The following is a 24,662-nucleotide window of genomic DNA, read 5'->3' on the forward strand; positions in this document are numbered from 1 at the left end:
GCGCGGGCGCAAATGATGCAAGGCGATCTCAAGACCGGTCTGAAGGCCGTGCGCGGGGCCAATTTGAGCGGCGGCGCGAACAGCGACGCTGCCTCCGCCAGATCGCTCTGGCCACCCGTCGCCAAAGAGTTCGTGCATTGGGGCGTCGAGTGAACCAGTCTCACTCGACAGCGCCCCGCAACCAGCATGCTGTCGCCGCGTTGGCTCTGCTGGCGACCCTGGTGCTGCCCTCGCTATCCGCCGCCGAACCCTTGTCGCCGACACAGGCGCGTGCCTGGTGCTTCGGCACCGGCAAGATCAGCAGCGATCAGCGCATCGAAGGCTGCACGGCCGTGTTACAGTCCAGCCCGTCGGATGCGATGGCGCTGGCCAATCGCGGTGAGACGTACCGACGCAAGGGTGATCCGGAGCGCGCGGTCGCCGACCTCAACCGTGCCATCGATCTCAATCCGAAGGATGCGGTCGCATGGTACAATCGCGGCATCGCCTACGACGACCTCGGCGATCGCGACCATGCCATCGTCGATTATACGCGCGCGATCCGGCTGAGGCCGAGTGACCCGCTCTACTACAACAACCGCGGCAATTCCTACAGCGCCAAGAACGACCACGAGCACGCGCTCGACGACTATAATCAGGCGATCAAGCTCGACCCGAAATTCGCGCTTGCCTACTACAATCGGGGCAGCGCCTATCGCGAGCATCAAGACGCAGATCGCGCGCTCGCCGATCTCGACATGGCAATCAAGCTCGATCCGAACTATGGCCCGGCCTACGGCAATCGCGCGCGCATCTTCCGCGACCGTGGCGACCGGACACGGGCACTGGCCGACTTCGGCAAATCGCTCGAGCTCAATCCGAACAACGACCGCGACGCCTATGCCCGCGCCAACATTTATCTTGATCAGCACGACTATGTGCTTGCGCTCGCCGATTACGACCGCGCGATCAAGATCAATGCGAGCTATGCCGGCGTGTTCAACGCACGCTGCATGACGCGCGCGATCCTCGGCCAGTTGCAGGAGGCGCTGGCCGATTGCGAGCAGTCGCTGCGTATGCGCCCGAACGACCCCTACACGCTCGACAGCCGCGCGCTCTGCTACCTGAAGCTCGGCAATCTCGATGCGGCGATCGCGGGCTACGACACCGCACTGGCGGCAAAGCCACAGCTCGAAAGCGCGCTGTACGGCCGCGGCATTGCCAGGCGCAGGAAGGGTGATGCCGATGGAGCGGAGCGCGACATCGCCGCAGCCAAGGCGATCAACGCCGGCATCGCCGATGAGTTCGCGCATTACGGCGTCGAGTAGTCACCGCACCTTGCCTGCGTCGAGAACCGGCTTGACAAGCCCTGCCCTTCGGCTGTATGGCGGCGCCCCATGATCACCTCTCGGACCCACCGCCGCGCAGCTTTCCGTCGTCGCACCCGCGACGATGATGGGTTGCGCCATGTCCGACGACGCCGCTGAAGCACTGACATCAGCAGAGTTTTCGAGAAGGCCGCACCCGCAAAGTGCGGCCTTCTCGCTTTTTCGCGCGTCTTTTCCCTGAACTGTCCCTGCCCCAAGAGGAGTCTGACATGACCGACGCTACCCATCCGTATGATGCGCTGATGGACATCACCGCACGGCCGAAGGCCGTGTTCGTCCGCGGCGCGGGCTCCTACCTCTGGGACGACAGCCGCAGGCGCTATCTCGATTTCGTGCAGGGATGGGCGGTCAACTGCCTCGGTCATTCGCCGCCGGCGGTCGCCGATGCGCTTGCGGCGCAGGCCAAGCGGCTCTTGACGCCGAGCCCGGCCTTCTACAACGAGCCCAGCCTGAAGCTCGCGCAGGCGCTGGTCGAGAACAGTTGTTTCGACCAGGTGTTCTTCGCCAATTCCGGTGCGGAGGCCAACGAAGGCGCGATCAAGCTCGCGCGCAAGTTTGGCAGCGTGCACAAAGGCGGTGCGTTCGAGATCATCACCTTCGCTGGCGGCTTCCACGGCCGCACGCTTGCCACCATGTCGGCGTCGGGCAAGAAGGCCTTTGAGCCGCTGTTCGAGCCCAAGGTCTCGGGCTTCAAGAAGGCGACGCTGAACGACATCGCCTCCGTCGAGGCGCTCGTCACCGCCAACACCGTGGCCGTGATGCTCGAACCGATCCAGGGCGAGGCCGGCGTGTGGCCGGCGACCGACAAGTTCTTGCAGGAGCTGCGCGCACTCACCAAGGCGCACGGTCTCTTGCTGATCTTCGACGAGATCCAGACCGGCATGGGCCGGACCGGAAAGCTCTTCCACTACGAGCATGCCGGGATTGCGCCCGACATCATGACGCTCGGCAAGGGCATCGGCGGCGGCGTGCCGCTCGCCGCTCTGCTTGCGACCGAGCACGCCTCATGCTTCGCGCATGGCGATCAGGGTGGCACGTTCAACGGCAATCCGGTGATGTGCGCGGCCGGCCTCGCGGTGCTTGAGGAGGTCGGCAAGCCCGAATTTCTCAAGACCGTCACCGACACCGGTCTGTTGCTCGAGAGCGAGTTGCAGAAGGTCTCGGCGCGGCACGGGCTTGGCGAGGTGCGCGGCCGCGGCCTGCTCCTGGCGCTCGACCTGAAACTGCCGATCGCGCCTGCGATCGTCGCGCAGGCATTCGAAGACGGCGTCCTCCTCAATGCGCCACAGGTCGACACGCTCCGCTTCATGCCGGCGCTCAACGTCAGGCGCGAGGAAATCAGTGAGATGATCGATTGCCTCGACGCGATTCTGACCAAAGCGGGTGCGGCACGGAGGGTAGCGTAAGGCTCGTCATTGCGAGGAGCGAAACGACGAGTGTGCGCTTCACTCCTTGTCTCGTGCCCCGGACGCAGCGCAGCGCCCCTTCGGCGGTGCGCTGCAGAGCCGGGGCCCATCTCTTCGCATCACGATCTGGGTCCCGGCTCTGCGCCGCAACGCTTGCGCGTTGCAGCTTGTCCGGGACACGGGTGCGGATGATGACGGAAGAACTACGGCTTCAAGATCGACGCACCCGTGGTGGCGCGGCTTTCGAGATCAATATGCGCTTTCGCCGCGTCCTTCAGCGCATAGGCATGGTTGATCGGCACGTGCAGCTTGCCGCTGATCACGGCGGCGAACAGCGTGTCGGCGCCTTCCAGCAATTCCGAGCGCTTGCCGATGTAGTCGTTGAGCTTCGGCCTCGTCGCAAACAGCGAGCCGTGATTGTTGAGCTCAGCGATCGCGAACGGCGGCACCGGTCCCGAGGCATTGCCGAAGGAGACGAACATGCCGCGCGGCTTCAGGCAGGACAGCGAGCCCGGGAAAGTCGCCTTGCCGACGCCGTCATAGACGACGTCGCAGCCCTCGTTGCGGCTGATCTGCTTCACGCGCGCAACGAAATCCTCCTCGCTGTAGAGGATGACATGGTCGCAGCCATTGGCCTCGGCAAGCTCCGCCTTGGCGCGTGAGCCGACGGTGCCGATCACGTGCGCCCCGAGCGCCCTCGCCCATTGGCAGGCGAGCAGGCCGATGCCGCCGGCTGCGGCATGGATCAGCACGCGATGATGCGGCTCGACCTTGAAGGTCTTGTGCAGGAGATACCAGACGGTGAGGCCCTTGAGCATCAGCACGGCGCCCTGCTCGTAGGTGATGTGGTCGGGCAGCTTGACCAGCCGCTCCCAGGGCATGTTGCGCTCGCCGGTGTAGGCGCCGAGATTGTGGTAGTAGGCGACGCGGTCGCCGGGGTGGAAATTCGTCACGCCGGGACCGACGGAGACCACCTCGCCCGCTGCCTCGTTGCCGGCGATGAAGGGAAGTCCAGGGGCCTTGTAGAGACCAGTGCGGAAATAGACGTCGATGAAGTTCAACCCGACCGCGTGCTGGCGGATGCGCACCTCGCCCGGTCCCGGCGCCGGCACCTCGACGCTCTCATAGACCAGGGCTTCGGGACCCCCGACCTTGTGCACGCGGACGGCTTTGGTCATCACCTGACCTCCTCGGTCTTGTTGAGCGCAAGCGAAAGCCATCACGCCTGCCTTGTCAACTTCCGGTAGGAGCGGACCGGGCAGACCCGACTATTTGCCGGCCTTCCTGCGATTGCGCTTGGCCAGCACGTTGAAGAACTCGACCGCCGCCGAGAACGCAATTGCGAAGTAGATGTAGCCGCGCGGAATGTGAAACTGGAATCCATCCGCGACCAGCGCGACGCCGATCAGCACCAAGAATGCCAGCGCCAGCATCTTGGTGGTGGGATGCTCGGCAACGAATCGCGCCACCGGTCCCGAGGAAATGTACATCACGAGACAGGCGATCACGACGGCCGCGATCATGATCTCGAGGTCCTGCGCCATGCCGATCGCTGTGATGATGGAATCCAGCGAAAACACGATGTCGATGACGACGATCTGGGCAATCACCCAGAAGAAGGCGCGGCGGCCGGAATTGTCCCCGCCTTCCTCGTCATCCGCATCGACCTCGGCATGGATCTCGTGGGTCGCTTTCGCGATCAGGAACAGGCCGCCACCGATCAGGATGAGGTCGCGCCAGGAGAAATCGTAACCCCTGAGCGAGAACACCGGCTGGGTCAGGCCGATCAGCCAGACCAGGACGCTGAGCAGAATGATGCGGAACACCAGGGCCAGCGCGAGCCCGATCTGGCGGGCGCGGTGCGCCTGCTTGTCGGGGATGCGCGAGACGATCACCGACAGGAAGATGACGTTGTCGATGCCGAGCACGATCTCGAGCGAGGTCAAGGTGAGAAGCGCGGCCCAGGCTTCCGGGCTGGTGATGAGATGCATCATGCGAAGAATCTTGCCATCCTGATTACGGCGTCGCTGCCGACAATCCAGAGCGCGATCGCGCACAGCGCGACCTTCACGGCGGTGCCGACCTGGAAATCCATCTCCAGCGTATAGAGGCCGAGCGCGGCCCAGACCACGATCAGCGACATGGTGAGCCAGCGCAGCCGCACGACGCGGACCGGATGCAGCACGCGGAAGGGGACGAAGGTCAGGACGACTAGTGCGGCAACCAGCAGCGTCGACCACAGCGGCGACCAGTGCAGCAGGAACAGATAGAACGCCGCGGCGTTCCACAGCGCCGGAAAGCCGCGGAAGTGATTGTCCTCGGCCTTCATGCGCAGGTCGGCGAAATACAGCGCGCTGGTGACGATGATGGCGACCCCGAGCAGCGGCGCCGCGACCGGCAGCAACAGGCCGCTCGCCACGATCGCATAGGCCGGCACGAACACATAGGTGACGAAATCGACCACGAGGTCGAGCACGTCGCCCGACCAGTTCGGCTGCACGTTCTTGACGTTCAGCCTGCGTGCGATGGGTCCGTCGATCGCGTCGATGATGAGGGCGACGCCGAGCCATTGAAACATCGCCGCCCACTGCTCGCGCACGGCCTCCAGCATCGCCAGCAGCGCCACCGCGCCGCCGAACGCCGTGAAGATATGCACGGAGAAGGCCGCGGCGCGGGCGGCCGGCGTGGGGTTGAGAGAATCCTGCGGGGTATCCATGGCTGGCGCAGTGCTATCAGAATGAGAACGATTTGCACATAAGCCGCGGCGGCATCCGGCCGCGCAATTCGCGACAAATTCGCGCGAAACAAGCGGCTTGAAATTGCCGCCGGGCATGTCAAATGTCCGGGGTCATGACAGATCTAGCAGCACCTTTTGACGTGGCCGTGATCGGCGGTGGACCGGCGGGCGTCGCCGCGGCCATCGCGCTGGCGCAGACCGGCGCACGCACCGCGCTGGTGGCGCGGCACGCGCCTTATTCCGACAACCGCACCACTGCACTGCTCGGCGGCTCCGTTGAATTCCTGGACGGGCTCGGGGTCTGGTCACGCTGCAGCGACAAGGCCGCGCCGCTGGAGGCGATGCGGCTCGTCGACGACACCGGCCGCCTGATCCGCGCGCCGGAGGTGCGGTTTTCCTGCCATGAGATCGGGCTCGACGCGTTCGGCTACAACATCGACAACCGCTCGCTGATGCTGGCGCTGGAGGCACGTGCCATCGAGCTTGCCAATCTCGTTCGCTTCGATGACGAGGCCGACAGCGTCCTCACCGAGGCCGAGGACGTCGCGCTCCACACGGCCGCGGGGCAGTATCTGACGGCGCACCTCGTGGTCGGCGCCGACGGCCGGCATTCGCTGTGCCGGGAGACCGCCGGCATCGATGTCACGCGACGCGATCTCAAGCAGACGGCGCTGACCTTCAACGTCAGCCATTCCCGGCCGCATCGCAACGTCTCGACCGAGTTCCACACGCCGCACGGTCCCTGCGTGTTCGTGCCGCTTCCGGGCGATCGCTCCAGCATCGTCTGGGTCGCCTCGCCTGCGGAAGCCGAGCGGCTCAGGGCCCTGAGCGACGAGGAGCTCTCGGCTGCGATCGAGAAGCAATCGCATTTCATCCTGGGCCGCATGAGCGTGGAACCGGGCCGCAACCTGTTTCCGCTGGCGATCGAGCGGCCGAAATCCTTCGCCCGCGACCGCATCGCGCTCGTGGGCGAAGCGGCCCATGTGGTTCCCCCGATTGGCGCACAGGGCCTCAATCTGGGCCTGCGGGATGCCGCCGATATCGCCAGGCTCGCTGGAGAGGCGATCGCGGCTGGCGGCGATCCCGGCGCGGACGATGTGCTCAAGCGCTACGACTGGGCGCGCCGCCCGGACATTTTGAGCCGGACCTTCATGATCGATATGGCGAACCGTTCGCTGCTGAACGATTTCCTGCCGCTGCAACCGGTCCGCGCCGTCGGCATGCACCTGCTCGGCGCCATCGGCCCGTTGCGGCGCTTTGCGATGCGCGAGGGGCTCGCGCCGACGTGGCGACGCTAATCTGGCGCTAACGGCGTTTCACGGAAACGCCAGCCGTCCGGTCTGGATGAACCACATCACGCTGGTCAGCGTGACAACCGACGCAAACGTCCCGAGCAGCACCGCCACGGACGCGGACTCGATCCAGGCGTCATTCTGCCGTGCGATGACGAACACGTTCAGCGCCGGCGGCAGCGAGGCCATCAACACCGCGGTCGCGGCCCAAGGCTGCGCGAACGGGCCGAAGGCGAGCATGAGGCCCAGCGCTGCGAGCGGATGGACGAGGAGCTTTACCGCGATCACGCCCGGCACCTCCCAAGGCACGCGATCGAACGGCCGCAACGCCACGGTGACGCCGAGCACGAACAGCGCGGTCGGCGCGGCGGCATTTTGCAGGAAGGTGATGGTGCGATCGAGCGCAACGGGCAGCTCGATATGGAGTGCCGCGACGGCCGCGCCAAAGCAGGCCGACATGATCAGCGGGTTGAGCAGGATCTGCTTCAGCACGACGCCGAAGGCGTGCAGGATCGAGGGATGATCGCGGTCAGAGAGCTCGATCAGGAGCGGCACGATCGTGAACAGGAAGATGCTGTCGCAGCAGAAGATCAGCGCGGTGGGCGCAGCAGCTTTCGATCCGAGCACCGCGAGCGCGAGCCCTGGGCCCATATAGCCGATATTGCCGTAGCCGCCGGAGAGCCCCGCAAGCGTCGCCTCGCGCAGCGACAGCCGGCCAACGACCTTCCCGACAACGAGCGCAATGCTGAACGCCGCAACCGTCGAAAGCGTGGTCGCAACCAGAAACGGCGGGTTGTTCAACTCGGAGAACGGCGTCTTCGACATGATTGCAAAGAGCAGCGCCGGCAACGACACGTAGAGCAGGAAGAAATTCATCCAGGCGAGGCCCGATTCCGGCAGGGACTTGGCCTTGCCGCAGGCGTAACCGACGAAGATCAGGCCGAAATAAGGTAAGGCCAGATTGAGGATATCGACCATTTATGAAGTGACTTCTGAGGTAATCGGGGCTATCCGCCCGCCCTCCGCGGGTTAATTCCAAGCAAGGGCACTAGCATCGGCCACAATCCTGGTCTATCGACGAAGCATGATTAAAGCTCGGACCGCCAAATTCCAGATCGGACAGGTCGTGCGCCACCGGATCTTCTCGTTCCGGGGCGTGATCTTCGACATCGATCCGGAATTCAACAACACCGAGGAATGGTGGCTGTCGATCCCGGAGGAGGTCCGGCCCCACAAGGATCAGCCGTTCTACCATCTGCTGGCCGAGAACGCGGAATCCGAATACGTCGCCTACGTCTCGGAGCAGAACCTGTTGCCCGACGATTCCGGCGAGCCGATCCGCCATTCCCAGGTCGCCGAGATCTTCGTGAAGGACAAGTCTGGCGGCTATCGCCCGCGCAATCCGTCGCTCAACTGATCCCTTTCAAATTCGGCCAATCGAGCCAACAAAAAAGGCGCTCAATCGAGCGCCTTTTTCGTGTTCTGCGTCGGCCCGATTACTTCTGGGCGGAAGGCGCCACCTGACCGCTCTGCTCGAGCTTCTTGCGCTGCTCGTCGGCCTTCTTCTGAAGCTCTTCCTGGAGCTTCTTCTGGTTCTCTTCGAACACCTTCGGATCGGTCGGCGGACCGTCATAGGCCTTGGCAAATTCGCCGGCGAGCGGCAGCGGCAGCGTCAGCGGCGCGCCATTGGCGTTGATCGCCTGCACCACCAGGTTCTGGCCCTTCTTCAGGTTGGCGATGAGGTCGGGGGTCGCCTCATAATCCGACATGCAGCCGTTGGCGAAGCAGATCACATAGGGGCTCTGCAGCGGCGGATTGCTGTCGACGATGATGCGGGTGCCGTGCACGAGCTGCATGCCGAGCGGCAGCGTGACGCGAAGAATCTTCTTCGGCTCGCCTTCCGGCTCGATGATCACGGCGGCAATCACCGGCTGGCCGGACTCGATGCGGCCGTCCTTGCCGGTGAAGCAGACCTGCTTGGCGTTGGCGTCCTGGCCCTTCAGGCAGAACTTGGTCCAGGGCGCGTAGATCAGCTGGACTTGCTGCTGTTGCTGGTCGGCGGGCGGTGCGCCGGCCGGCGGAGCGCCAGCGGCGGGTGCCTGGCCCTGAGCCTGCGGCGCCGGCGTGGCGGGCGCCGGCGCCTTGGGAGCAGCGGCCTTCGGCGCGGCTTTCGGAGCAGCCTTCGGTGCCGCCGGAGCAGGCGTTGCGGTCTGAGCCTGGGCGGCGAACGGAACAACCAGTGCAGAGGCCGTCAACAGGGCGAGAAGGCGCCCGCGCGGCCGGACCGACGCGGCCAAAATACGGAAATTCATTGCGGAAAACCCTTTCTGAACGGGAAGTGCCCGAACCGCTCCTAAACACCGAACCGAGCCGCTGTGGCGCGGCTGTCTCCCCATCAATAGAGGCGGAAACGTGACAAGTTCGGCGCTCCTGCGCGATTGCCCGCCTTCTTAACGTGGCGGACGAAAAGATCAATGCCGACAAGCATCTTTGAAGTGGGCAGAGAGGCCGAAGTCGAAGGCCTATGCTAGGGTTTGGAGGTGACTGATCCCCGAATCGATCCGCGCGCCGTCGTTCATGTCTAAGTGCCTGCGCTTAGCCGCCGCGGCCTGCGTGGCGCTCGCGCTCACATTTGCGGCGCCGATGTCCGTTCCGGGCAGGGCCGCCGACAGCTACGCCATTGCCATGCATGGCGCGCCGGCCCTGCCGCCCGATTTCACCCACATGCCCTATGCCAATCCAGATGCACCCAAGGGCGGTAGGCTGATCTGGTCGGTGCTCGGCACCTTCGACAGCCTCAATCCGTTCATCGTGAGGGGTATCGCAGTCCAGCAGGTTCGCAGCTACATCGTCGAAAGCCTGCTGGCGCGCGGCAATGATGAGGCCTTCACGCTGTACGGCCTGCTCGCCAAGACGGTCGAGACCGACAACGACCGGACTTACGTGACATTCCACCTCGATCCGCGAGCGCGGTTCTCCGACGGAACACCGGTGCTGGCCGATGACGTACTGTTCTCCTGGCAACTCCTGCGCGACCATGGCCGCCCCAACCACCGCCAATTTTACACCAAAGTCGCCAAGGCGGAGGCACCTGATCCCCTCACCGTCCGCTTCGATCTCGCCGGGGCCAATGACCGGGAACTGCCGCTGATCCTCGGGCTGATGCCGATCCTGCCGAGGCACGGCGTCGATGTCGCGACCTTCGAGGAGACGACGATGACCGGCCCGACCGGCTCGGGCCCCTATCGCGTCACGGCCGTGAAGCCCGGCACCAGCGTGACGCTGACCCGCAATCCCGATTATTGGGGCCGCGACCTGCCGGTCAATCGCGGCCTCTACAATTTCGACGAGATCAGGCTCGATTATTATCGTGAGGCGAACGGCCAGTTCGAAGCCTTCAAGCGCGGCCTTTATGACTTTCGCGTCGAGACCGAGCCGCTGCGCTGGCACGACGCCTACGACTTTCCCGCCGTCAAGAACGGCGAGGTGATCCGCGACACTATCAAGCCCGGTGTGCCGCAGCCCTCGGAATTTCTCGTGTTCAACACCCGCCGCCCGATGTTTGCCGACATCCGGGTGCGGCAGGCACTGACGCTGCTGTTCGATTTCGAGCTGGTCAACCGCAGCTATTTCTTCGGGCTCTATTCGCGCGTGGCCGGCTACTTCGCGGGCTCGGACCTCTCCGCCTATGGCCGCCCCGCCGACGCGCGCGAGCGGGAGCTCCTGAAGCCGTATGCGGCGCAAATCCGGCCGGACATCATGGATGGCAGCTATCGCCTGCCGGTGACCGACGGCTCGGGCCGAGACCGCACGACGCTGCGCGCGGCACTGAAGCTGTTGTCGGAGGCCGGCTACGATCTCGACGGCACGGTGCTGCGCAACCGCGCGACGAAGGCGCCCTTCACCTTCGAGATCCTGGTGACGACGCGCGACCAGGAGCGCATTGCGCTCGCCTTCGTGCGTGACCTCAAGCGCGCCGGCATCGAGCCGACCGTGCGTTCGGTCGATCCGGTGCAGTTCGACCAGCGCCGGCTCGGCTTCGAGTTCGACATGATCCAGAACCGCTGGGACCAGTCGCTCTCGCCGGGCAACGAGCAGTCGTTCTACTGGGGCAGCGTCGCGGCCGACAATCCAGGCACCCGCAACTACATGGGCGCGAAGGACCCGGCCGTCGACGCGATGATCGCAGCCCTGCTGGAGGCCCGTGACCACGCGGATTTTGTCTCCGCCGTCCGGGCCCTCGACCGCGCCCTGATCGCTGGTTTCTACACGATCCCCCTGTTTAACGTATCGGAGCAATGGATCGCGCGTTGGAATCGGATAGAACGGCCATCGGCTACCGCGTTGTCCGGCTATCTGCCGGAGACCTGGTGGCAGAAGGCGGACGCCCCGAGCAAGTAACAAGGCAACCAGCAAGCGACGTGATGCCGTGATCCAGCCAGCCGTATCGCCGACGCTCGACACGCTGTTCCAGCGGACGCTGGCCCGCCAGCCGCATGCGCCGGCGCTGTACGATCCCCTCAACAAGATTCGCATCACCGGGCATCTGCCCAGGCGCTTGACCTATGCGGAAGCCGATCGGGCGATCGAGGCGCTGTCGGCCCATTTCGTCGAGTCCGGTCTGCCGGCCAACTCCGTCATCGCCGTGCAATTGCCTAGCACTGTCGAGTTCGTGCTCACGGTGCTCGCCGCTCATCGCGCCGGCCTCGTCGTCGCCGTGCTGCCGCTCTTGTGGCGTCACGCCGAGCTGACCGCGGCGCTCAACCGCACCGCGGCGCGTGCGATCGTCACCATGAGCAAGGTCGACGGGGTCGTCTACGCCGATCTCGCCATGCATGCCGCGGCGGAAGCCTTCTCCATCCGTCACGTCTGCGGCTTCGGCACCGATCTGCCCGAAGGCATGGCCTCGCTCGACGATGTTCTTTCGCGCGCACCCGGCACGACACGCAGTGTCATCCAGGACGGCCGCAAGGCGGCGATGATCTCCTTCGACGTCACTGCGGAAGGCTTTCGTCCGGTGCCGCGGCCGCATTTCAGCATCATCGCGGGCGGGCTTGCGATGTCGCTCGAAGCCGACATTCCGCAGGGCGCGACCATCATGTCGGCGTTCACGCCGATGTCGTTTGCCGGTCTCGCCTCCTCGCTTGCGATCTGGCTGCTGTCTGGTGGAACGCTCGCGCTGCATCATCCCTTCGATGGCGAGGTGCTGGAGCAGCAAGTCAATGAGCAGGGCTGCGAGGTGCTGATCGCGCCCGCCCTGCTCGCCCTGCGGCTCGGCGAGGCCGATCTCGCGGCGCGGATGCCGGGCTTGCGCAACGTCGTCGGCCTGTGGCGCGCGCCGGAGCAGGTCGCGGCGAGCGATGCCTGGATCGCGCCGCATGCGCCGCTGACGGATGTCTATCTGTTCGGCGAGGCCGGCCTGTTCGGGGCGCGGCGCGGCGAGGACGGCATGCCCGTGCCGGTGATGCCAGGGCCGCACGGCGCCCCGCGGGAGCAGTCCGGCTCCTCGGTTGCCGGCGAGATCCTGCTGACGCCGAAGGGCACGCTCGGCCTGCGCGGGCCGATGGTACCGATCGCGGCCTATGCCCCGCCGCAGCCGGTCGGCGACATGCTGACAGCGCAGCCGCCGCGCGACTATGTCGACACCGGCTACGCCGCGCGGCTCGATCGCCCGAGTGGCGCGATCTGCATCACGGCGCCCCCGTCCGGCATCATGGCCGTCGGCGGCTACCGCTTCCTGTCCAATGATTTGCAGGAATGGGCGCGCCGGCTCGGCCAGGGCGCCCTGCTCACGGCGCTGCCTGACCGGCTCTCCGGACACCGTCTGGCCGGGCGCGCCCAGGACAATGCAAGGGCCCGCGAGGCGCTCGGCGAACTCGGGCTTAACCCCCTGATGGTTGAGGCTTTTCGCGACCGCACCGGGCCCGGTTGAATGCATTTCACCGCGTCCGTTGACCGGGCATTAAGGCGGCCCAACTAGATTGCGCGGCATTCGTGTGCGTAATCAGAGCTTGAGATGTCCCAGGCGGGCCCGATCCTTTTTGTGTCCAATGCCCAGCGGCCGGCCTTCATTTCGGCCCTCGACGAGGCCCGCCTTTTTCCGGTCATCGACAGTGATTGGTCGAGCGCAGCCCGCGCCGTCGAAGAGGTCCAGCCGGCCGCAGTCGTCGCGGCGCCTGGCAGTGGACATGAGCCGCATCTTGCCGCGGTCGCAAAGGCGATTGCGGACCAGACGCTCTATCTGCCGCTGATCATCGTCGATCCCCAGACCGCGCTGCCCCATAACGCGCTGCCGTTCACGCTGCGCGACAACAATTCCGACCGCCTCATCGCGCGGCTGCGCGCCGCGATGCGCGTCCGCACGCTGCACGCAACCGTGCTGCGCCGCCTGCCGGAGGCGAAGATCTCACTGCCAGAAACCGACCCCGCGCGCGACGCCACAGTGCTGCTGATCGGCCGCGGCTCCGCCTATCCGGCGCTCTCGGTCGCCCTCGGCGAGCGCATGGGCGTGATCGGAGCGCTCTCCATCGAAGCCGCCGCAAAACATCTCAACACCCGCGACATCGACGGCGTCGTGCTCGCCGAAGGTTTTACCGCGCGCGTCGCCGACGCCTTCCTCACGGTGCTTGCGGAAGACACCCGCTTTCGCAACATGCCCGTGATCGTCACCGCGCATCAGCTCACCCAGACTTACGACCTGCCCAACCTCGAGCTCATCTCCGGCGAGCCGACGCAGATCGCCGCCAACGCATTGCCGCTGATCCGTCAGCACGCGATGGAGGCGCAGTTCAGCCGCACGCTGCGCTCGATCGACGCCGGCGGCTGGCTCGATCCGCGCAGCGGCCTGCTCACGCCGGAAGCCTTTGCCCGTGATTTTTCCAAGGCGGTCGAGCAGACGCTCGCCCGCGGCGGCGGCCTGTCGGTGGCGCGCTTCGCTTTCGATGCAAGCAATCCACGCGCGCAGCTCGATGCCGCACGGATCCTGAGCCGGCTGATGCGGCAGATGGACTTTGGCGCCGCGCAAAAGGACGGCTCCGTCATCGTGGTGTTCGCCGAGACCGATTTCCGTACCGCCCACATGATCGCCCGCCGCCTCTCCGCCGTGATGCGGCACACCTCGAACGGCAAGCGCGAACCCCGCAGCGAGCCCGTCGTTAGCGTGGACTCGCTGTCACCGTCGGATACCGCGAGATCGCTGCTCGCGCGCCTTTCTGCCGAAGCACCGCGCGCTGCGTCGTAGATATCATCGCGCTCGATGTTCGGGGGCCGTCCACCCTGGGCGAGTCGATGAGCTCGATCGGACGTTGGTTTGACCGGGAATCCTCGTCAGTCTTTTCAGTGATTTCGCTAAATTCGCAGAACGTGTTGCGGCGATCAGTTGAACCCGCCGGGTAATCCGGAATTGCTCACACTATGTTCTTCTCGGTTTGACCCAGCTTGGACACCCTTTGATCTAGATCAACGCGAGAGCGAGCCGCTCCGTTTCTGTACGCCACCATCCGTCAAACGACCCGCTACCGACGCATATCGAGCGGAATAGCTCTTCGGGCAGTATCACGAAACGCCGGCCGCTGAAGCGCAGGCCCGGAGATCGTCATGAATCTGGCCGATACGAAATCGTCGTCAGGCTCCGGACAAGCGTTCGAGCCTCCAGCAGATGACGGGATGCTGTATTTGCCGGGCGGCACGTTTCGCATGGGTTCGGATCGGCATTATCCGGAGGAAGCGCCGGTCCATCGCGTCACCGTGGACGGATTCTGGATGGATCGCACGCCGGTCACCAACCGCCAATTCCGCAAATTCGTGAACGCGACCGGCTACGTCACTTTCGCCGAAATTACACCTGATGCGAAGGATTATCCGGGCGCCCTGCCGCACATGCTCAAGGCCGGCTCGCTGGTCTTCACGCCGCCCAAGCGAGCTGTGGACCTGCACGACTGGGCGCAATGGTGGACGTTCAAATTCGGCGCCGACTGGCGCCGTCCCTATGGTCCGCGCACCAACATCAGCGGGCTCGACGACCACCCGGTCGTCCACGTCGCCTACCGGGACGTCGAAGCCTATGCCAAATGGGCCGGCAAGGAATTGCCGACCGAGGCCGAATGGGAATTCGCCGCACGCGGCGGACTGGACGGCGCGGAATTCGCCTGGGGTGACGAGCAATTTCCCGGCGGCAGGCATATGGCGAACACCTGGCAGGGTCATTTCCCCCACCAGAATCTCGCGGCTGATGGCTTCGAACGCACCTCGCCCGTCGCCGCATTCCCGGCCAACGGTTACGGCCTCCACGACATGATCGGCAATGTCTGGGAATGGACGGCCGACTGGTATTCGCAGAAGCACGAAGCCGACGCCCCGAAAGCCTGCTGCATTCCGCAAAATCCTCGCGGCGGGCCCGAGGGCGCGAGCTACGACTCTCGTCAGCCGAACCTCAGGATTCCGCGCAAGGTGCTCAAAGGCGGCTCGCATCTTTGCGCTCCCAACTACTGCCGCCGCTATCGTCCGGCCGCGCGTCATGCCGAGCCGATCGACACCTCAGCAAGCCATGTCGGCTTCAGGTGCATCATCAGGAAGAGGATCACGTCATGAGGAACGATAGGATTCCGGATAAGCCTGAGATGAGCACGGGACCAATCGGCGGAGGATTGAAACGCCGCGATCTCTTGTTGAGTGGTAGTTCTCTCGTCGCCGCTTCGGCGCTCTCGGCCGTCGGATTGTCGAGCCCCGCGCAAGCGCAGCAACGAGCTGCGGCGCCGGCGCCCGCTGCGGCCGGCCAGCCGCCGAACATCGTCTTTATCATGGGTGACGACATCGGCTGGTTCAACATCGGCGCCTACCACCAGGGAATCATGGCCAGCCGGACACCAAACCTCGACAAGCTCGCCGCGGAAGGCATGCGCTTCACCGACTATTACGCCGAGGCGAGTTGCACCGCGGGTCGCGCCAACTTCATCACCGGCGAACTGCCGATCCGCACCGGCCTTACCACGGTCGGCCAGGCCGGCTCTCCCATCGGCATGCCGGCGCAAGCGCCGACTATCGCCACGGTGCTCAAGTCAATGGGGTACGCGACGGGACAGTTCGGCAAGAACCACCTGGGTGACCTCAACGAGTTCCTGCCGACCATGCACGGCTTCGATGAGTTCTTCGGCTACCTCTATCACCTCGATGCGATGGAGGACCCGGCGCACCGCAATTACCCGCAATCGCTGCTGGCTACCGTCGGTCCCCGCAACATGGTTCATTCGTGGGCGACCAACGTCGACGATCCGTCGGTGCAAGCGCGCTGGGGGAAGATCGGCAAGCAGCGGATCGAGGACGCCGGGACGCTTTATCCGAAGCGGATGGAAACGGTCGACGACGAGATTCTGCAGGCCACCTTCGCCTTCATCGACAAGGCGAAGCAGGACAACAAGCCGTTCTTCGTCTGGCTCAATCCCACGCGCATGCACGTCGTCACCCATCTTTCGGAAAAATACGAGAACATGCGCAACTCGGAAAACGGCTGGTCGGTTTCCGAGGGCGGGTTCGCCCAACTCGACGACATCGTCGGCTCCGTCATGAAGAAGCTCAAGGACGAGGGCTTCGACGACAACACGATCGTCGCGTTCACAACCGACAACGGCGCGGAGAACTTCACCTGGCCTGATGGCGGACAAACACCATTTGCGGGCGGCAAGGGAACGGCCCTGGAAGGCGGCTTCCGCGTGCCCTGCATGATCCGCTGGCCGGGCAAGGTGCCGGCGGGAAAAGTCGAGAACGGCATCATGTCCGGACTCGACTGGTTCCCGACCTTCGTCGCCGCCGCCGGCAATCCGAATATCGCCGACGAGTTGAGGAAGGGAAAGCAGCTCGGCGACAAGACCTACAAGGTCTACCTCGACGGGTACAACCAGACGGACCTGATTACCGGAAAAGGCCCGTCTGCCCGCCACTCGATCTTCTATTTCACTGAGGGCACACTGAGCGCGGTGCGCATCGACGACTTCAAGTATCGCTTCACCGATCAGCCGGGCGGCTGGTTGGGCGGCACGGTCAAGGTTGATTGGCCCATCCTCACCAATATCCGCCTTGATCCCTTCGAACGCACAAACTTGCCAAACGGCGATAAGGGATCGTTGGCATTCTATAACTGGTTTGCCTACGAGTTCTGGCGATTCCAGTTCGTGCAGCAGGAGGTGGGCAAGCTCGCTCAAACTGCGATCGAGTTTCCACCGATGCAGAAAGGTGCGAGCTTCAACCTGGAAGCCGTCAAGGAGCAGATCGAGAAGGCCATGCAGTCGCACGCTGGCAAGTAGAATATGCGGTGACGGGCGCCCCAGGTCCGGGGCGCCTGTGCCATTGGCGGACTGAGGTTTGCCCCAGGCGGGCACGCAAGAAACGACGCGACCGTCATGTCATATTGACGCAACCTTGATGATATCCAGCGTTCCGCGAAAGATCATCTCCACCGCCACGTACAGAATCACGGCCAGGCCCACGTAAGCAATCCATCGATGATTTTGCAGCAGCCGCGCAATGAAAGAAGCGGCCACGCCCATCATCGCAATGGAAAGCCCCAAGCCGAAAATCATGACCACGGGATGCTCGCGTGCCGCCCCTGCGACCGCCAGGACGTTGTCGAGTGACATGGAAACGTCGGCCACGATAATCTGCCAACTTGCTTGGAGCAGCGTTTTCCGGGGCTTGCTCCCTGCGCTTGCTCCAGCTTCCTTCGAACCCGTGGGCTCCGCGGAGGAGGCGCGCAACTCTCGCCACATTTTCCAACACACCCACAACAACAGGATTCCGCCGGCGAGCAGGAGGCCGACGATCTGGAGGATTTGCGTCGCTAACGCAGCGAACAGCATGCGCAGCATCGTCGCGACCACGATGCCGATCAAAATCGCCTTGACTCGCTGCGCCTGAGGAAGTCCCGCGGCGGCAAGACCAATGACGATGGCGTTGTCGCCAGCGAGCACGAGGTCGATCAGAATGACCTGCAACAGTACGTTCAGGACATCTGTGATGAGAAATTCAATCACGGGTCAGCGGCTCGAAAAACAGCGCCACTTGATCCGGCTCGCTAAAAATCGCCGCGGCGCAACCCATCATGGTGAATGCACCGGCAATATCCCATAGCGTTACGTTTTGTAACGTGACTTTCTCTGAATCTGTTCGGGCCAACAGGGCGGCGATCGTTGCACCCAAGAAAAGCAGAATGCTGAGCGCAGGCAGGACGAGTTCGGGCTCCAGCAAGCAGATCATCAACAATGCGGGAGTTGCGATCAGCATGCTCAACAGCGCGAGCATGCCGAATGAGTCCCGCCAGGGCGCATTCCTGTTGGTCCAGCTTGCATGAGGAGCAATCATTTTGTCCTCTTGCACAGGGGGCGTCTTGACCGAGCCGGCGCGGCTAACCGACCGAACCACTCCTGGTCTGGACGGCCGGTTTGCCGACGCCTCCCCAGATCAATGTTTTGTCCGATGCCGCCGACCGTCCACGAGCGTGATGACGCCAGCAGCCACCACGGCAATAACGACGACAGTGGCAAGCGCCTCGACCGAGGCCAAGGTCGCGTACCATTTGTTCCAAAGCTCAAGCATGAGCTGGCCCCTATCGAGAGCCCACTTACGAGCGATAAAATCCAGTCTCTAAAGGACGTGCCTTTGCGACCGAAAAGACAATGCTACCTATCGCCGCGCGGGTTTTGACCGCGCGGCAACATGACTTAGGGCGTCACCGAGGCGGCATGCCGCCACCTCGTGCTTCACCAGCAAATTTCAAGAGAAAGGCGAACAGCCACGGCTGCGTAACCGATCGGCTCAGCTATGCACCGCAAATCAAGCCGCCTTCTTGCTCATGGCGAGCTGCGCGAGCTGGCGCAGGATCTCCGTCGTGCCCGCAAGCCGCTCCTCGGGTGTCTCCCAGTCCTGGAAGAACACCACCTTCATGTCGGGCCGCACCTTCGCAGCCTCGCCGTGGCTGCGGATGAACGACACCAGGCGGTCGGGATGGGCAAAGGAGTTGTCGCGGAAGACGATGACCGCGCCCTTCGGGCCGGCATCGACCTTCTCGACATTGGCGCGCCGGCAATAGGCCTTGATCGCCGCGATCTTGAAGAGGTAGCGCACCTCGTCGGGCAACACGCCGAAACGGTCGCGCATCTCGGCGGCAAAGTTCTCGATCTCCTCCTCGGTGTCGAGATCGGCCAGCCGCCGGTAGAGCGACAGCCGCACCGAGAGGTCGCCGACGTAATCTTCCGGAATGAGCACGGGCATGCCGATCGTGATCGAGGGCGACCAGCGGTCGGCCGCGGGCTCGGAAACACCGGCCTTGAGGTTGACGATCGCCTCCTCCAGCATCGATTGATAGAGCTCGAAACCGACCTCCTTGATATGGCCGGACTGCTCCTCACCGAGCAGATTGCCGGCGCCGCGGATGTCGAGGTCGTGCGAGGCGAGCTGGAAACCCGCGCCGAGCGTCTCCAGCGATTGCAGCACGGTGAGGCGGCGCTCGGCCTGCGCGGTGATCTTCTGCTGCGCCGGCAGCGTGAACAGCGCGTAGGCGCGCAGCTTCGAGCGGCCGACGCGGCCGCGGAGCTGGTAGAGCTGGGCAAGGCCGAACATGTCGGCGCGATGTACGATCAGCGTGTTGGCGTTGGGAATGTCGAGGCCGGACTCGACGATCGTGGTCGAGAGCAGGATATCGAACTTGCCGTCATAGAACCCGGTCATGATGTCCTCGATCACGGCGGGCGGCATCTGCCCGTGCGCGACCGCGACCTTCATCTCCGGCACGTTCTTGTCGAGGAAGTCCTTGACCTCGGCCAGGTCGTCGATCCGCGGCACCACGTAGAACGCCTGCCCGCCGCGATAGCGCTCGCGCAAGAGCGCCTCGCGGATCATGAGGGGATCGTGCGGGGCGACGAAGGTGCGGACCGCGAGGCGGTCGACCGGCGGCGAGGCAATGATCGAGAGCTCGCGCACGCCGGTGAGTGCGAGTTGGAGCGTGCGCGGGATCGGCGTTGCGGACAGCGTCAGCACGTGCACCTCGGAGCGAAGCGCCTTCAGTCGCTCCTTGTGGGTGACGCCGAAATGCTGTTCCTCGTCGACGATGACGAGGCCGAGATCGCGGAATTTGATGGCCTTGCCGAGCAGCGCGTGGGTACCGACGACGATATCGACCGAACCGTCGGCGATCCCCTTCTTGACCTGGTTCAGTTCCTTCGTCGCGATCAGGCGCGAGGCCTGCGCCACGTTCACGGGAAAGCCCTTGAAGCGCTCGGTGAAGGTCTTTGCGTGCTGGCGCGCGAGCAGCGTGGTCGGCACCACGACCGCAACCTGCTTGCCCTCGAGCGCAACGGCGAAGGCTGCGCGCAGCGCTACCTCCGTCTTGCCGAAGCCGACGTCGCCGCAGATCAGCCGGTCCATGGGCCGGCCGAGTTCGAGATCTTTCAGGGTGGATTCGATGGCCCCTAACTGGTCCTCGGTCTCGTCATAGGGGAAGCGCGCGCAGAACTCGTCATAAAGGCCCTGCTGCACCGGGAGCTTTGGTGCCTCGTGCAAATGGCGCGTGGCGGCGATCTTGATCAGCTCACCCGCGATCTCGCGGATGCGGTTCTTCAGTTTTGCTTTTCGGGTCTGCCAGCCACCGCCTCCGAGGCGGTCGAGCTCGACCGTGGTCTGGTCGGAGCCGTAGCGCGAGAGCAGCTCGATGTTCTCGACCGGCAGGAACAGCTTTGTCTCGGCGGCATAATGCAGCTCGAGACAGTCATGCGGCGCGCCGCCGACCTCCAGCGTCTGCAAGCCGACGAAGCGGCCGATGCCGTGATCGACGTGGACGACGATGTCGCCGGCCGCTAGGCTCGTCACCTCCGAGATGAAATTGTCGAGCTTGCGGCTCGCCTTGCGCGGCCGCACCAGGCGGTCGCCGAGGATGTCCTGCTCGCTGATGAGCGCGATCTCGTCGGTCTCGAAACCGCTTTCGAGGCCCAGCACGGCGAGCATGGTCTCGTTGCGCGGGGTCGCCTGCACGGTGCGCCAGCTATTGACGCTGGTCGTGTGCGTGAGCTTGTGGTCGCGCAGCATCGAGGTCATGCGGTCGCGCGAGCCTTCGGTCCAGAGCGCGACGACGACTTTCTTGCGCTGCGCCTGCAAGGCCATCACATGCGCGACCACCGCCTCGAAGACGTTGACGGTGGAATCGTTGCGCTCGGGCGCAAAGTCGCGGCCCTTACGCGCGCCGGCATCGATGACGCTGGTGCCGTCGGCAGGCACTGAGAACTGCGTCAGCCGCACCAGCGGAATCGCGCCTTCCCGCTTCCCCCATTCCTCTTCGGTCAGATAGAGCCTGTCAGGCGGCAGCGGCTTGTAGACGGCGCCGCCGGTCGGATGCTCCAGCGCATCGCGGCGCGCCTGGTAGTAGTCGAGGATCTGCTTGAAGCGTTCGCGGATCGCGTCTTCCGCCTGCGGCTCGATCGCGACGGCCGCGCCTTGCAGATAGTCGAACAGCGTGTCCATCCGCTCCTGGAACAGCGGCAGCCAATGCTCCATGCCGGGATGGCGGCGGCCTTCGGTCACGGCCTCGTAGAGCGCATCGTCGCGCTCGGGCGCACCGAATTCGGCGACATAGCCCATGCGGAAGCGTCGGATGGTCTCGGTGACCAGCTGGAATTCCGAGATCGGCACCAGGTCGAGCGAGCGCATGTCCAGGAGCGTGCGCTGGGTCTCGGCATCGAAGGAGCGGATCGATTCCAGGCTGTCGCCGAAGAAGTCGAAGCGGACGGGCTGGTCGAGGCCGGCCGGGAACAGGTCGAGGATGCCGCCGCGCACCGCATATTCGCCGGGCTCGCGCACGGTGGAAGAGCGGCCATAGCCGTTGTGCTCGAGCCAGGCGACGATCGTGTCCATCGGCACGACGTTTCCGGGCGCGAGCGAGAGCGCTTGCGCCGCCACGAGATCGCGCGACGGCACGCGCTGCACGATGGCATTGACGGTGGTCAGCACGATCAGCGGCTTGTCGCTGCCGGTGAGCGAAGCGAGGCGCGCCAGCGTGGTCAGGCGCTGGGCCAGGATGCCGCCATGCGGCGAGACGCGGTCATAGGGCTGGCAGTCCCAGGCCGGGAACTGCAGCACCGGCAGATCCGGCGCGAAGAATTGCAGCGCGCGCTCCAGCTGCTGCATGCGCGGACCGTCGCGGCAGATCACCGCGAGGCTGACGGCGGATTTCTTCGGCCGCGCCGCGATCGCACGCGCAAGATCGGAGACGACGAGCCCCTCGGCACCTTCGGCGACATTGGCGAGCATCAGCACGCGACCGGGCGCCAGCGATTCGGCTGGCGATTTCAACGCCTGTTTCATACGTTGCCATCCGCCACGGGAAACGCCTTGATGCGGGCAAACAGGGCGCCTGCAACATTGGTCGGCAGCACCTTGTCGCCGGTGATGGCGGCATAGAGATCGGGATCGTTGACCTCGAGGAGTTGCTCGAGCTCGGCGAGTTCGCCCTCCGTGAGGTTGCCGATCTCGGCGTCGGCAAAGCGGCCGAGGATGAGGTCCATCTCGCGCGTGCCGCGGTGCCAGCAGCGGAACAGAAGCCGCTTGCGGCGCTCGTCCAGGCCACCGCTCGATCGTGTCGTTCCCGTCATATTCGTGAGATCCAGTCCAACGCCGAAAGCCCGGACGTGCCGGGCGGGGGGTGATATAGCCCCCACATTCGCAAAAGTCAGCAGCGTTTCCTCGGATTGGTCCATGCGAAAGTGTGGCTTGTCGGGCAAATGCCGGGCCCCGCCCCCGAACGCAGATCGGCAGGGCGCGCGCTCCTCACCTGCCGAAGCACTTGCAGCTTTTCCGTTTCGCCGTTATGTGTCTGCGCGATCCGTCGCCAATTTGGGGACGGTCATCAGGGAGAAGGCTCGATGACGACGACGTCTCGCCGCCCCGTCGAGGGCATCGCCTGAGGGCGTGTGCGTTAGCCACGTCGCTTGGGAAATCGCACGCTTAAGTCAGCGATCGCTGTTCTGCGCGTGTAGACGATTTCTGCCTCCCGAAAGTTTTTTCAATGGGCACTTCTCCCAAAGCGGACGGCCGCGCGCCGATCCGCGTCTTCGCCTCGTCCAAATCGTGGATTGAGGGCAACGCAACCTTTCAACTCGAACACGTCGCCGGTTTGCCCGGGGTCCAGGCGGTCGCCGCCATGCCTGATCTCCATCCCGGCAAATTTGGCCCCGTGGGCTGCGTGATACTCGCGGACCGGATTCACCCTCAGCTTGTCGGCTCGGACATCGGCTGCGGCATGGGGTTGTTCGAGCTCGATATTGCGGCACGCAAGCTAAGGCTCGACCAATTGGCCGACCGGCTGCACGTGCTCGACCAACCCTGCGACGGCGACGTGACTAGGGCCCTGGCTGACGCAGGTCTCGGCGCTACTGCGTTCGATGCCGCGCTTGGCAGCATCGGCGGCGGCAATCATTTCTGCGAGATCCAGGCCGTCGACAAGATTCTGGCGCCGGACACGGCCGCGCAAGCCGGGCTTGACCGGGATCATGCCTATATCCTGGTCCATTCCGGTTCACGAGGCTTCGGCTTCTCGATTCTGGAAACCGCCCTGCGCAACGGCCAGACAGCTCTTCATCCCACGAGTGACGAGGGGAACGCCTACATGAGCGCGCATGATCATGCCGTGCAGTGGGCAAAGCTCAATCGTCGCATCATCGCCGAGCGGACCGCCGTGGCGGCGCGCACGGACCTTCGTCTCCTGAACGACCTCGCCCATAACATGGTCGAGCGTCAGGCCGGCGCGACCGGCGATGTCATGGCACTGCATCGCAAGGGAGCTGCGGCCTCCGACCGTGGACTGGTTCCTGTGCCGGGATCGCGCGGAACGCTGTCGTATCTGGTGGAGCCGTTGTGTGAGATGCGAGCCGAGGCACTTGCCTCGCTCGCGCATGGAGCGGGTCGCAAGTACGATCGCGCATCCATGCATGGCCGCGTGCGGGTCAAGAGGTCCGACGTGGCGCGGTTGGAGCGCAATCCCTATGGCGGCATCGTCGTCTGCGGCGATCGCGGCTTGCTCGCGGAGGAGGCGCCAGAAGCTTACAAGAACATCGATCGCGTCATCGCTGACCTCGTGGAGTTTGGCTTGGCGCGCGTGGTGGCGACCTTCCGACCGCTGCTGACCTTCAAGAGGGCTCAATCCGATGCCGCGCTGCGCGAGAGCAATCGGAGCAAGTCTTGGAAGGAGGATCGTCGATGATCCGACTTCTCTTCACCAGCGGACGCGGTCCGGCGGAATGCCGGATCGCGGTCGCCAACGCGGTTGCAGCTCTCACCGCCGAAGCCGAATCGCTCGGCCTTGATACCGATTGCGTTGAAGGGCCGAATCCAGACGGGCATGGTCCTGCATCCGCGATCGTGATAGTCCATGGTCAAGCCGCCCCCAGCTTTGCGCGGCCGTGGATCGGGGCGATCCAATGGACCGCGCAAAGCCCACTCAGACCGCACCACAAACGGAAAAACTGGTTCATCGGCGTCTTCGAGCTTCCCCCATTACCTGATCCCCCGAACGCCATATCCACCGTGGACGTTCGCTTCGAAGCCTTCCGGGCCGGCGGTCCCGGCGGCCAGCATCAAAATAAGACCGAGAGCGCCGTGCGTGCCATCCACGGTCCGAGCGGCCTCACCGTCGTAGCTCGCGAAGAACGCTCGCAGCATCGAAACAAGGCGCTGGCATTGGAGCGGCTGGAGGCGTTGCTCAGACTTCAAGGCCAACTGGAAGCGGTCGCCTCGCAGAACGAGATGCATGCAGCGCACGATCGGCTTGAGCGCGGGCGTCCGGTGAAGCAATTCAAGGGCGCCGCCTTTCGGGCCTCTTAGCATG

The 24,662-nt window shown here is 64.5% G+C and carries 22 protein-coding genes; 12 read left to right on the plus strand and 10 right to left on the minus strand.

Annotated elements, in window-relative coordinates; genetic code table 11:
- The first annotated feature begins 12 nt into the window (after positions 1-12).
- The 3 genes from QQL28_RS42655 (at position 13) to QQL28_RS42665 (ending at position 2,773) form a co-directional block, all read left to right on the plus strand.
- On the plus strand, positions 13-153 hold the full coding sequence (locus QQL28_RS42655) for a hypothetical protein (RefSeq protein ID WP_284275478.1): 141 nt from the start codon (positions 13-15) through the stop codon (positions 151-153).
- A complete protein-coding gene (locus QQL28_RS42660) occupies positions 150-1,307 on the plus strand; it encodes a tetratricopeptide repeat protein (RefSeq protein ID WP_284275480.1) in 1,158 nt (385 codons plus the stop codon). Before QQL28_RS42655 ends, QQL28_RS42660 begins: the two co-directional genes overlap by 4 nt.
- 269 nt (positions 1,308-1,576) lie before the next feature.
- Complete coding sequence (locus QQL28_RS42665; protein WP_284275482.1) at positions 1,577-2,773, plus strand: acetylornithine transaminase; 1,197 nt, start codon at positions 1,577-1,579, stop codon at positions 2,771-2,773.
- 203 nt (positions 2,774-2,976) lie between these two features.
- Here the strand turns inward: QQL28_RS42665 and QQL28_RS42670 are convergent, their stop codons facing one another.
- The 3 genes from QQL28_RS42670 to pcsA all read right to left on the minus strand — a co-directional run bounded on the left by QQL28_RS42670 (position 2,977) and on the right by pcsA (position 5,489).
- Complete coding sequence (locus QQL28_RS42670; RefSeq protein ID WP_284275483.1) at positions 2,977-3,951, minus strand: quinone oxidoreductase family protein; 975 nt, start codon at positions 3,949-3,951, stop codon at positions 2,977-2,979.
- A gap of 90 nt (positions 3,952-4,041) precedes the next feature.
- Positions 4,042-4,767, minus strand: coding sequence for a TerC family protein (locus QQL28_RS42675; protein WP_284275484.1), 726 nt, complete (start codon positions 4,765-4,767; stop codon positions 4,042-4,044).
- Complete coding sequence (gene pcsA / locus QQL28_RS42680; protein ID WP_431309726.1) at positions 4,764-5,489, minus strand: phosphatidylcholine synthase; 726 nt, start codon at positions 5,487-5,489, stop codon at positions 4,764-4,766. Before pcsA ends, QQL28_RS42675 begins: the two co-directional genes overlap by 4 nt.
- A gap of 134 nt (positions 5,490-5,623) precedes the next feature.
- Between pcsA and QQL28_RS42685 the strand changes: the two genes are divergently transcribed.
- On the plus strand, positions 5,624-6,808 hold the full coding sequence (locus tag QQL28_RS42685) for a UbiH/UbiF family hydroxylase (RefSeq protein ID WP_284275486.1): 1,185 nt from the start codon (positions 5,624-5,626) through the stop codon (positions 6,806-6,808).
- A gap of 18 nt (positions 6,809-6,826) precedes the next feature.
- Here QQL28_RS42685 and QQL28_RS42690 read toward each other — a convergent pair whose 3' ends face one another.
- Complete coding sequence (locus QQL28_RS42690; RefSeq protein WP_284275488.1) at positions 6,827-7,780, minus strand: AEC family transporter; 954 nt, start codon at positions 7,778-7,780, stop codon at positions 6,827-6,829.
- 106 nt (positions 7,781-7,886) lie between these two features.
- On the opposite strand from QQL28_RS42690, the gene hspQ reads away from it, so the two are divergent.
- Positions 7,887-8,219, plus strand: a complete 333-nt coding sequence (gene hspQ, locus QQL28_RS42695; RefSeq protein WP_027523411.1) for a heat shock protein HspQ — start codon at positions 7,887-7,889, stop codon at positions 8,217-8,219.
- Positions 8,220-8,298: 79 nt separating this feature from the next.
- Here the strand turns inward: hspQ and QQL28_RS42700 are convergent, their stop codons facing one another.
- Complete coding sequence (locus QQL28_RS42700) at positions 8,299-9,114, minus strand: invasion associated locus B family protein (protein WP_284275489.1); 816 nt, start codon at positions 9,112-9,114, stop codon at positions 8,299-8,301.
- A gap of 265 nt (positions 9,115-9,379) precedes the next feature.
- Between QQL28_RS42700 and QQL28_RS42705 the strand changes: the two genes are divergently transcribed.
- The 5 genes from QQL28_RS42705 to QQL28_RS42725 all read left to right on the plus strand — a co-directional run bounded on the left by QQL28_RS42705 (position 9,380) and on the right by QQL28_RS42725 (position 17,100).
- Positions 9,380-11,203, plus strand: a complete 1,824-nt coding sequence (locus QQL28_RS42705; protein WP_431309727.1) for an extracellular solute-binding protein — start codon at positions 9,380-9,382, stop codon at positions 11,201-11,203.
- 28 nt (positions 11,204-11,231) lie between these two features.
- The gene (locus QQL28_RS42710; protein WP_284275490.1) at positions 11,232-12,734 is read left to right on the plus strand and encodes a class I adenylate-forming enzyme family protein; all 1,503 of its coding nucleotides are present in this window, start codon (positions 11,232-11,234) and stop codon (positions 12,732-12,734) included.
- A gap of 84 nt (positions 12,735-12,818) precedes the next feature.
- Entirely contained in the window at positions 12,819-14,042 is a 1,224-nt protein-coding gene (locus tag QQL28_RS42715) for a GGDEF domain-containing protein (protein WP_284275491.1), read from the plus strand.
- A 356-nt stretch (positions 14,043-14,398) separates the two neighbouring features.
- A complete protein-coding gene (locus tag QQL28_RS42720) occupies positions 14,399-15,391 on the plus strand; it encodes a formylglycine-generating enzyme family protein (protein WP_284275492.1) in 993 nt (330 codons plus the stop codon).
- Positions 15,392-15,420: 29 nt separating this feature from the next.
- Positions 15,421-17,100: an arylsulfatase gene (locus tag QQL28_RS42725; protein WP_284275494.1), complete on the plus strand. Its 1,680-nt coding sequence runs from the start codon at positions 15,421-15,423 to the stop codon at positions 17,098-17,100.
- Positions 17,101-17,199: 99 nt separating this feature from the next.
- Here the strand turns inward: QQL28_RS42725 and QQL28_RS42730 are convergent, their stop codons facing one another.
- The 5 genes from QQL28_RS42730 to QQL28_RS42750 form a co-directional block, all read right to left on the minus strand.
- Entirely contained in the window at positions 17,200-17,826 is a 627-nt protein-coding gene (locus tag QQL28_RS42730) for a TerC family protein (protein WP_284275495.1), read from the minus strand.
- Positions 17,819-18,094 (minus strand): hypothetical protein, encoded by a 276-nt coding sequence (locus QQL28_RS42735; protein ID WP_284275496.1) that lies wholly within the window; start codon positions 18,092-18,094, stop codon positions 17,819-17,821. The genes QQL28_RS42730 and QQL28_RS42735 overlap by 8 nt, the downstream gene beginning before the upstream one ends.
- 159 nt (positions 18,095-18,253) lie before the next feature.
- Positions 18,254-18,388, minus strand: coding sequence for a hypothetical protein (locus QQL28_RS42740; protein WP_284275498.1), 135 nt, complete (start codon positions 18,386-18,388; stop codon positions 18,254-18,256).
- 237 nt (positions 18,389-18,625) lie between these two features.
- Positions 18,626-22,144 carry a transcription-repair coupling factor gene (mfd, locus tag QQL28_RS42745; RefSeq protein WP_284275500.1) on the minus strand — a complete coding sequence of 1,173 codons (3,519 nt, stop codon included), beginning with the start codon at positions 22,142-22,144 and terminating at the stop codon, positions 18,626-18,628.
- A complete protein-coding gene (locus QQL28_RS42750) occupies positions 22,141-22,431 on the minus strand; it encodes an FAD assembly factor SdhE (RefSeq protein ID WP_284275501.1) in 291 nt (96 codons plus the stop codon). The genes mfd and QQL28_RS42750 overlap by 4 nt, the downstream gene beginning before the upstream one ends.
- A 413-nt stretch (positions 22,432-22,844) precedes the next feature.
- Here QQL28_RS42750 and QQL28_RS42755 point away from each other — a divergent pair, with 413 nt between their 5' ends.
- Positions 22,845-24,038: an RNA ligase RtcB family protein gene (locus tag QQL28_RS42755; RefSeq protein ID WP_284275503.1), complete on the plus strand. Its 1,194-nt coding sequence runs from the start codon at positions 22,845-22,847 to the stop codon at positions 24,036-24,038.
- Positions 24,035-24,658, plus strand: coding sequence for a peptide chain release factor H (prfH, locus tag QQL28_RS42760; RefSeq protein ID WP_284275506.1), 624 nt, complete (start codon positions 24,035-24,037; stop codon positions 24,656-24,658). Before QQL28_RS42755 ends, prfH begins: the two co-directional genes overlap by 4 nt.
- Positions 24,659-24,662 lie beyond the last annotated feature (4 nt).

Origin of the sequence: Bradyrhizobium iriomotense, from assembly GCF_030160715.1 — a bacterium.
In the GTDB taxonomy this organism is placed as follows: Bacteria; Pseudomonadota; Alphaproteobacteria; order Rhizobiales; family Xanthobacteraceae; genus Bradyrhizobium; species Bradyrhizobium iriomotense.

Coding starts and splice junctions, on each gene's coding strand:
- QQL28_RS42740 (WP_284275498.1), bottom strand. CDS start 18,388: ATGCTTGAGCTTTGGAACAAATGGTACGCGACCTTGGCCTCGGTCGAG.
- QQL28_RS42735 (WP_284275496.1), bottom strand. CDS start 18,094: ATGCTCGCGCTGTTGAGCATGCTGATCGCAACTCCCGCATTGTTGATG.
- QQL28_RS42690 (WP_284275488.1), bottom strand. CDS start 7,780: ATGGTCGATATCCTCAATCTGGCCTTACCTTATTTCGGCCTGATCTTC.
- QQL28_RS42715 (WP_284275491.1), top strand. CDS start 12,819: ATGTCCCAGGCGGGCCCGATCCTTTTTGTGTCCAATGCCCAGCGGCCG.
- QQL28_RS42675 (WP_284275484.1), bottom strand. CDS start 4,767: ATGATGCATCTCATCACCAGCCCGGAAGCCTGGGCCGCGCTTCTCACC.
- prfH (WP_284275506.1), top strand. CDS start 24,035: ATGATCCGACTTCTCTTCACCAGCGGACGCGGTCCGGCGGAATGCCGG.
- QQL28_RS42655 (WP_284275478.1), top strand. CDS start 13: ATGATGCAAGGCGATCTCAAGACCGGTCTGAAGGCCGTGCGCGGGGCC.
- QQL28_RS42725 (WP_284275494.1), top strand. CDS start 15,421: ATGAGCACGGGACCAATCGGCGGAGGATTGAAACGCCGCGATCTCTTG.
- QQL28_RS42665 (WP_284275482.1), top strand. CDS start 1,577: ATGACCGACGCTACCCATCCGTATGATGCGCTGATGGACATCACCGCA.
- QQL28_RS42685 (WP_284275486.1), top strand. CDS start 5,624: ATGACAGATCTAGCAGCACCTTTTGACGTGGCCGTGATCGGCGGTGGA.
- QQL28_RS42700 (WP_284275489.1), bottom strand. CDS start 9,114: ATGAATTTCCGTATTTTGGCCGCGTCGGTCCGGCCGCGCGGGCGCCTT.
- QQL28_RS42755 (WP_284275503.1), top strand. CDS start 22,845: ATGGGCACTTCTCCCAAAGCGGACGGCCGCGCGCCGATCCGCGTCTTC.
- QQL28_RS42670 (WP_284275483.1), bottom strand. CDS start 3,951: ATGACCAAAGCCGTCCGCGTGCACAAGGTCGGGGGTCCCGAAGCCCTG.
- QQL28_RS42720 (WP_284275492.1), top strand. CDS start 14,399: ATGAATCTGGCCGATACGAAATCGTCGTCAGGCTCCGGACAAGCGTTC.
- mfd (WP_284275500.1), bottom strand. CDS start 22,144: ATGAAACAGGCGTTGAAATCGCCAGCCGAATCGCTGGCGCCCGGTCGC.
- QQL28_RS42705 (WP_431309727.1), top strand. CDS start 9,380: ATGTCTAAGTGCCTGCGCTTAGCCGCCGCGGCCTGCGTGGCGCTCGCG.
- hspQ (WP_027523411.1), top strand. CDS start 7,887: ATGATTAAAGCTCGGACCGCCAAATTCCAGATCGGACAGGTCGTGCGC.
- pcsA (WP_431309726.1), bottom strand. CDS start 5,489: ATGGATACCCCGCAGGATTCTCTCAACCCCACGCCGGCCGCCCGCGCC.
- QQL28_RS42750 (WP_284275501.1), bottom strand. CDS start 22,431: ATGACGGGAACGACACGATCGAGCGGTGGCCTGGACGAGCGCCGCAAG.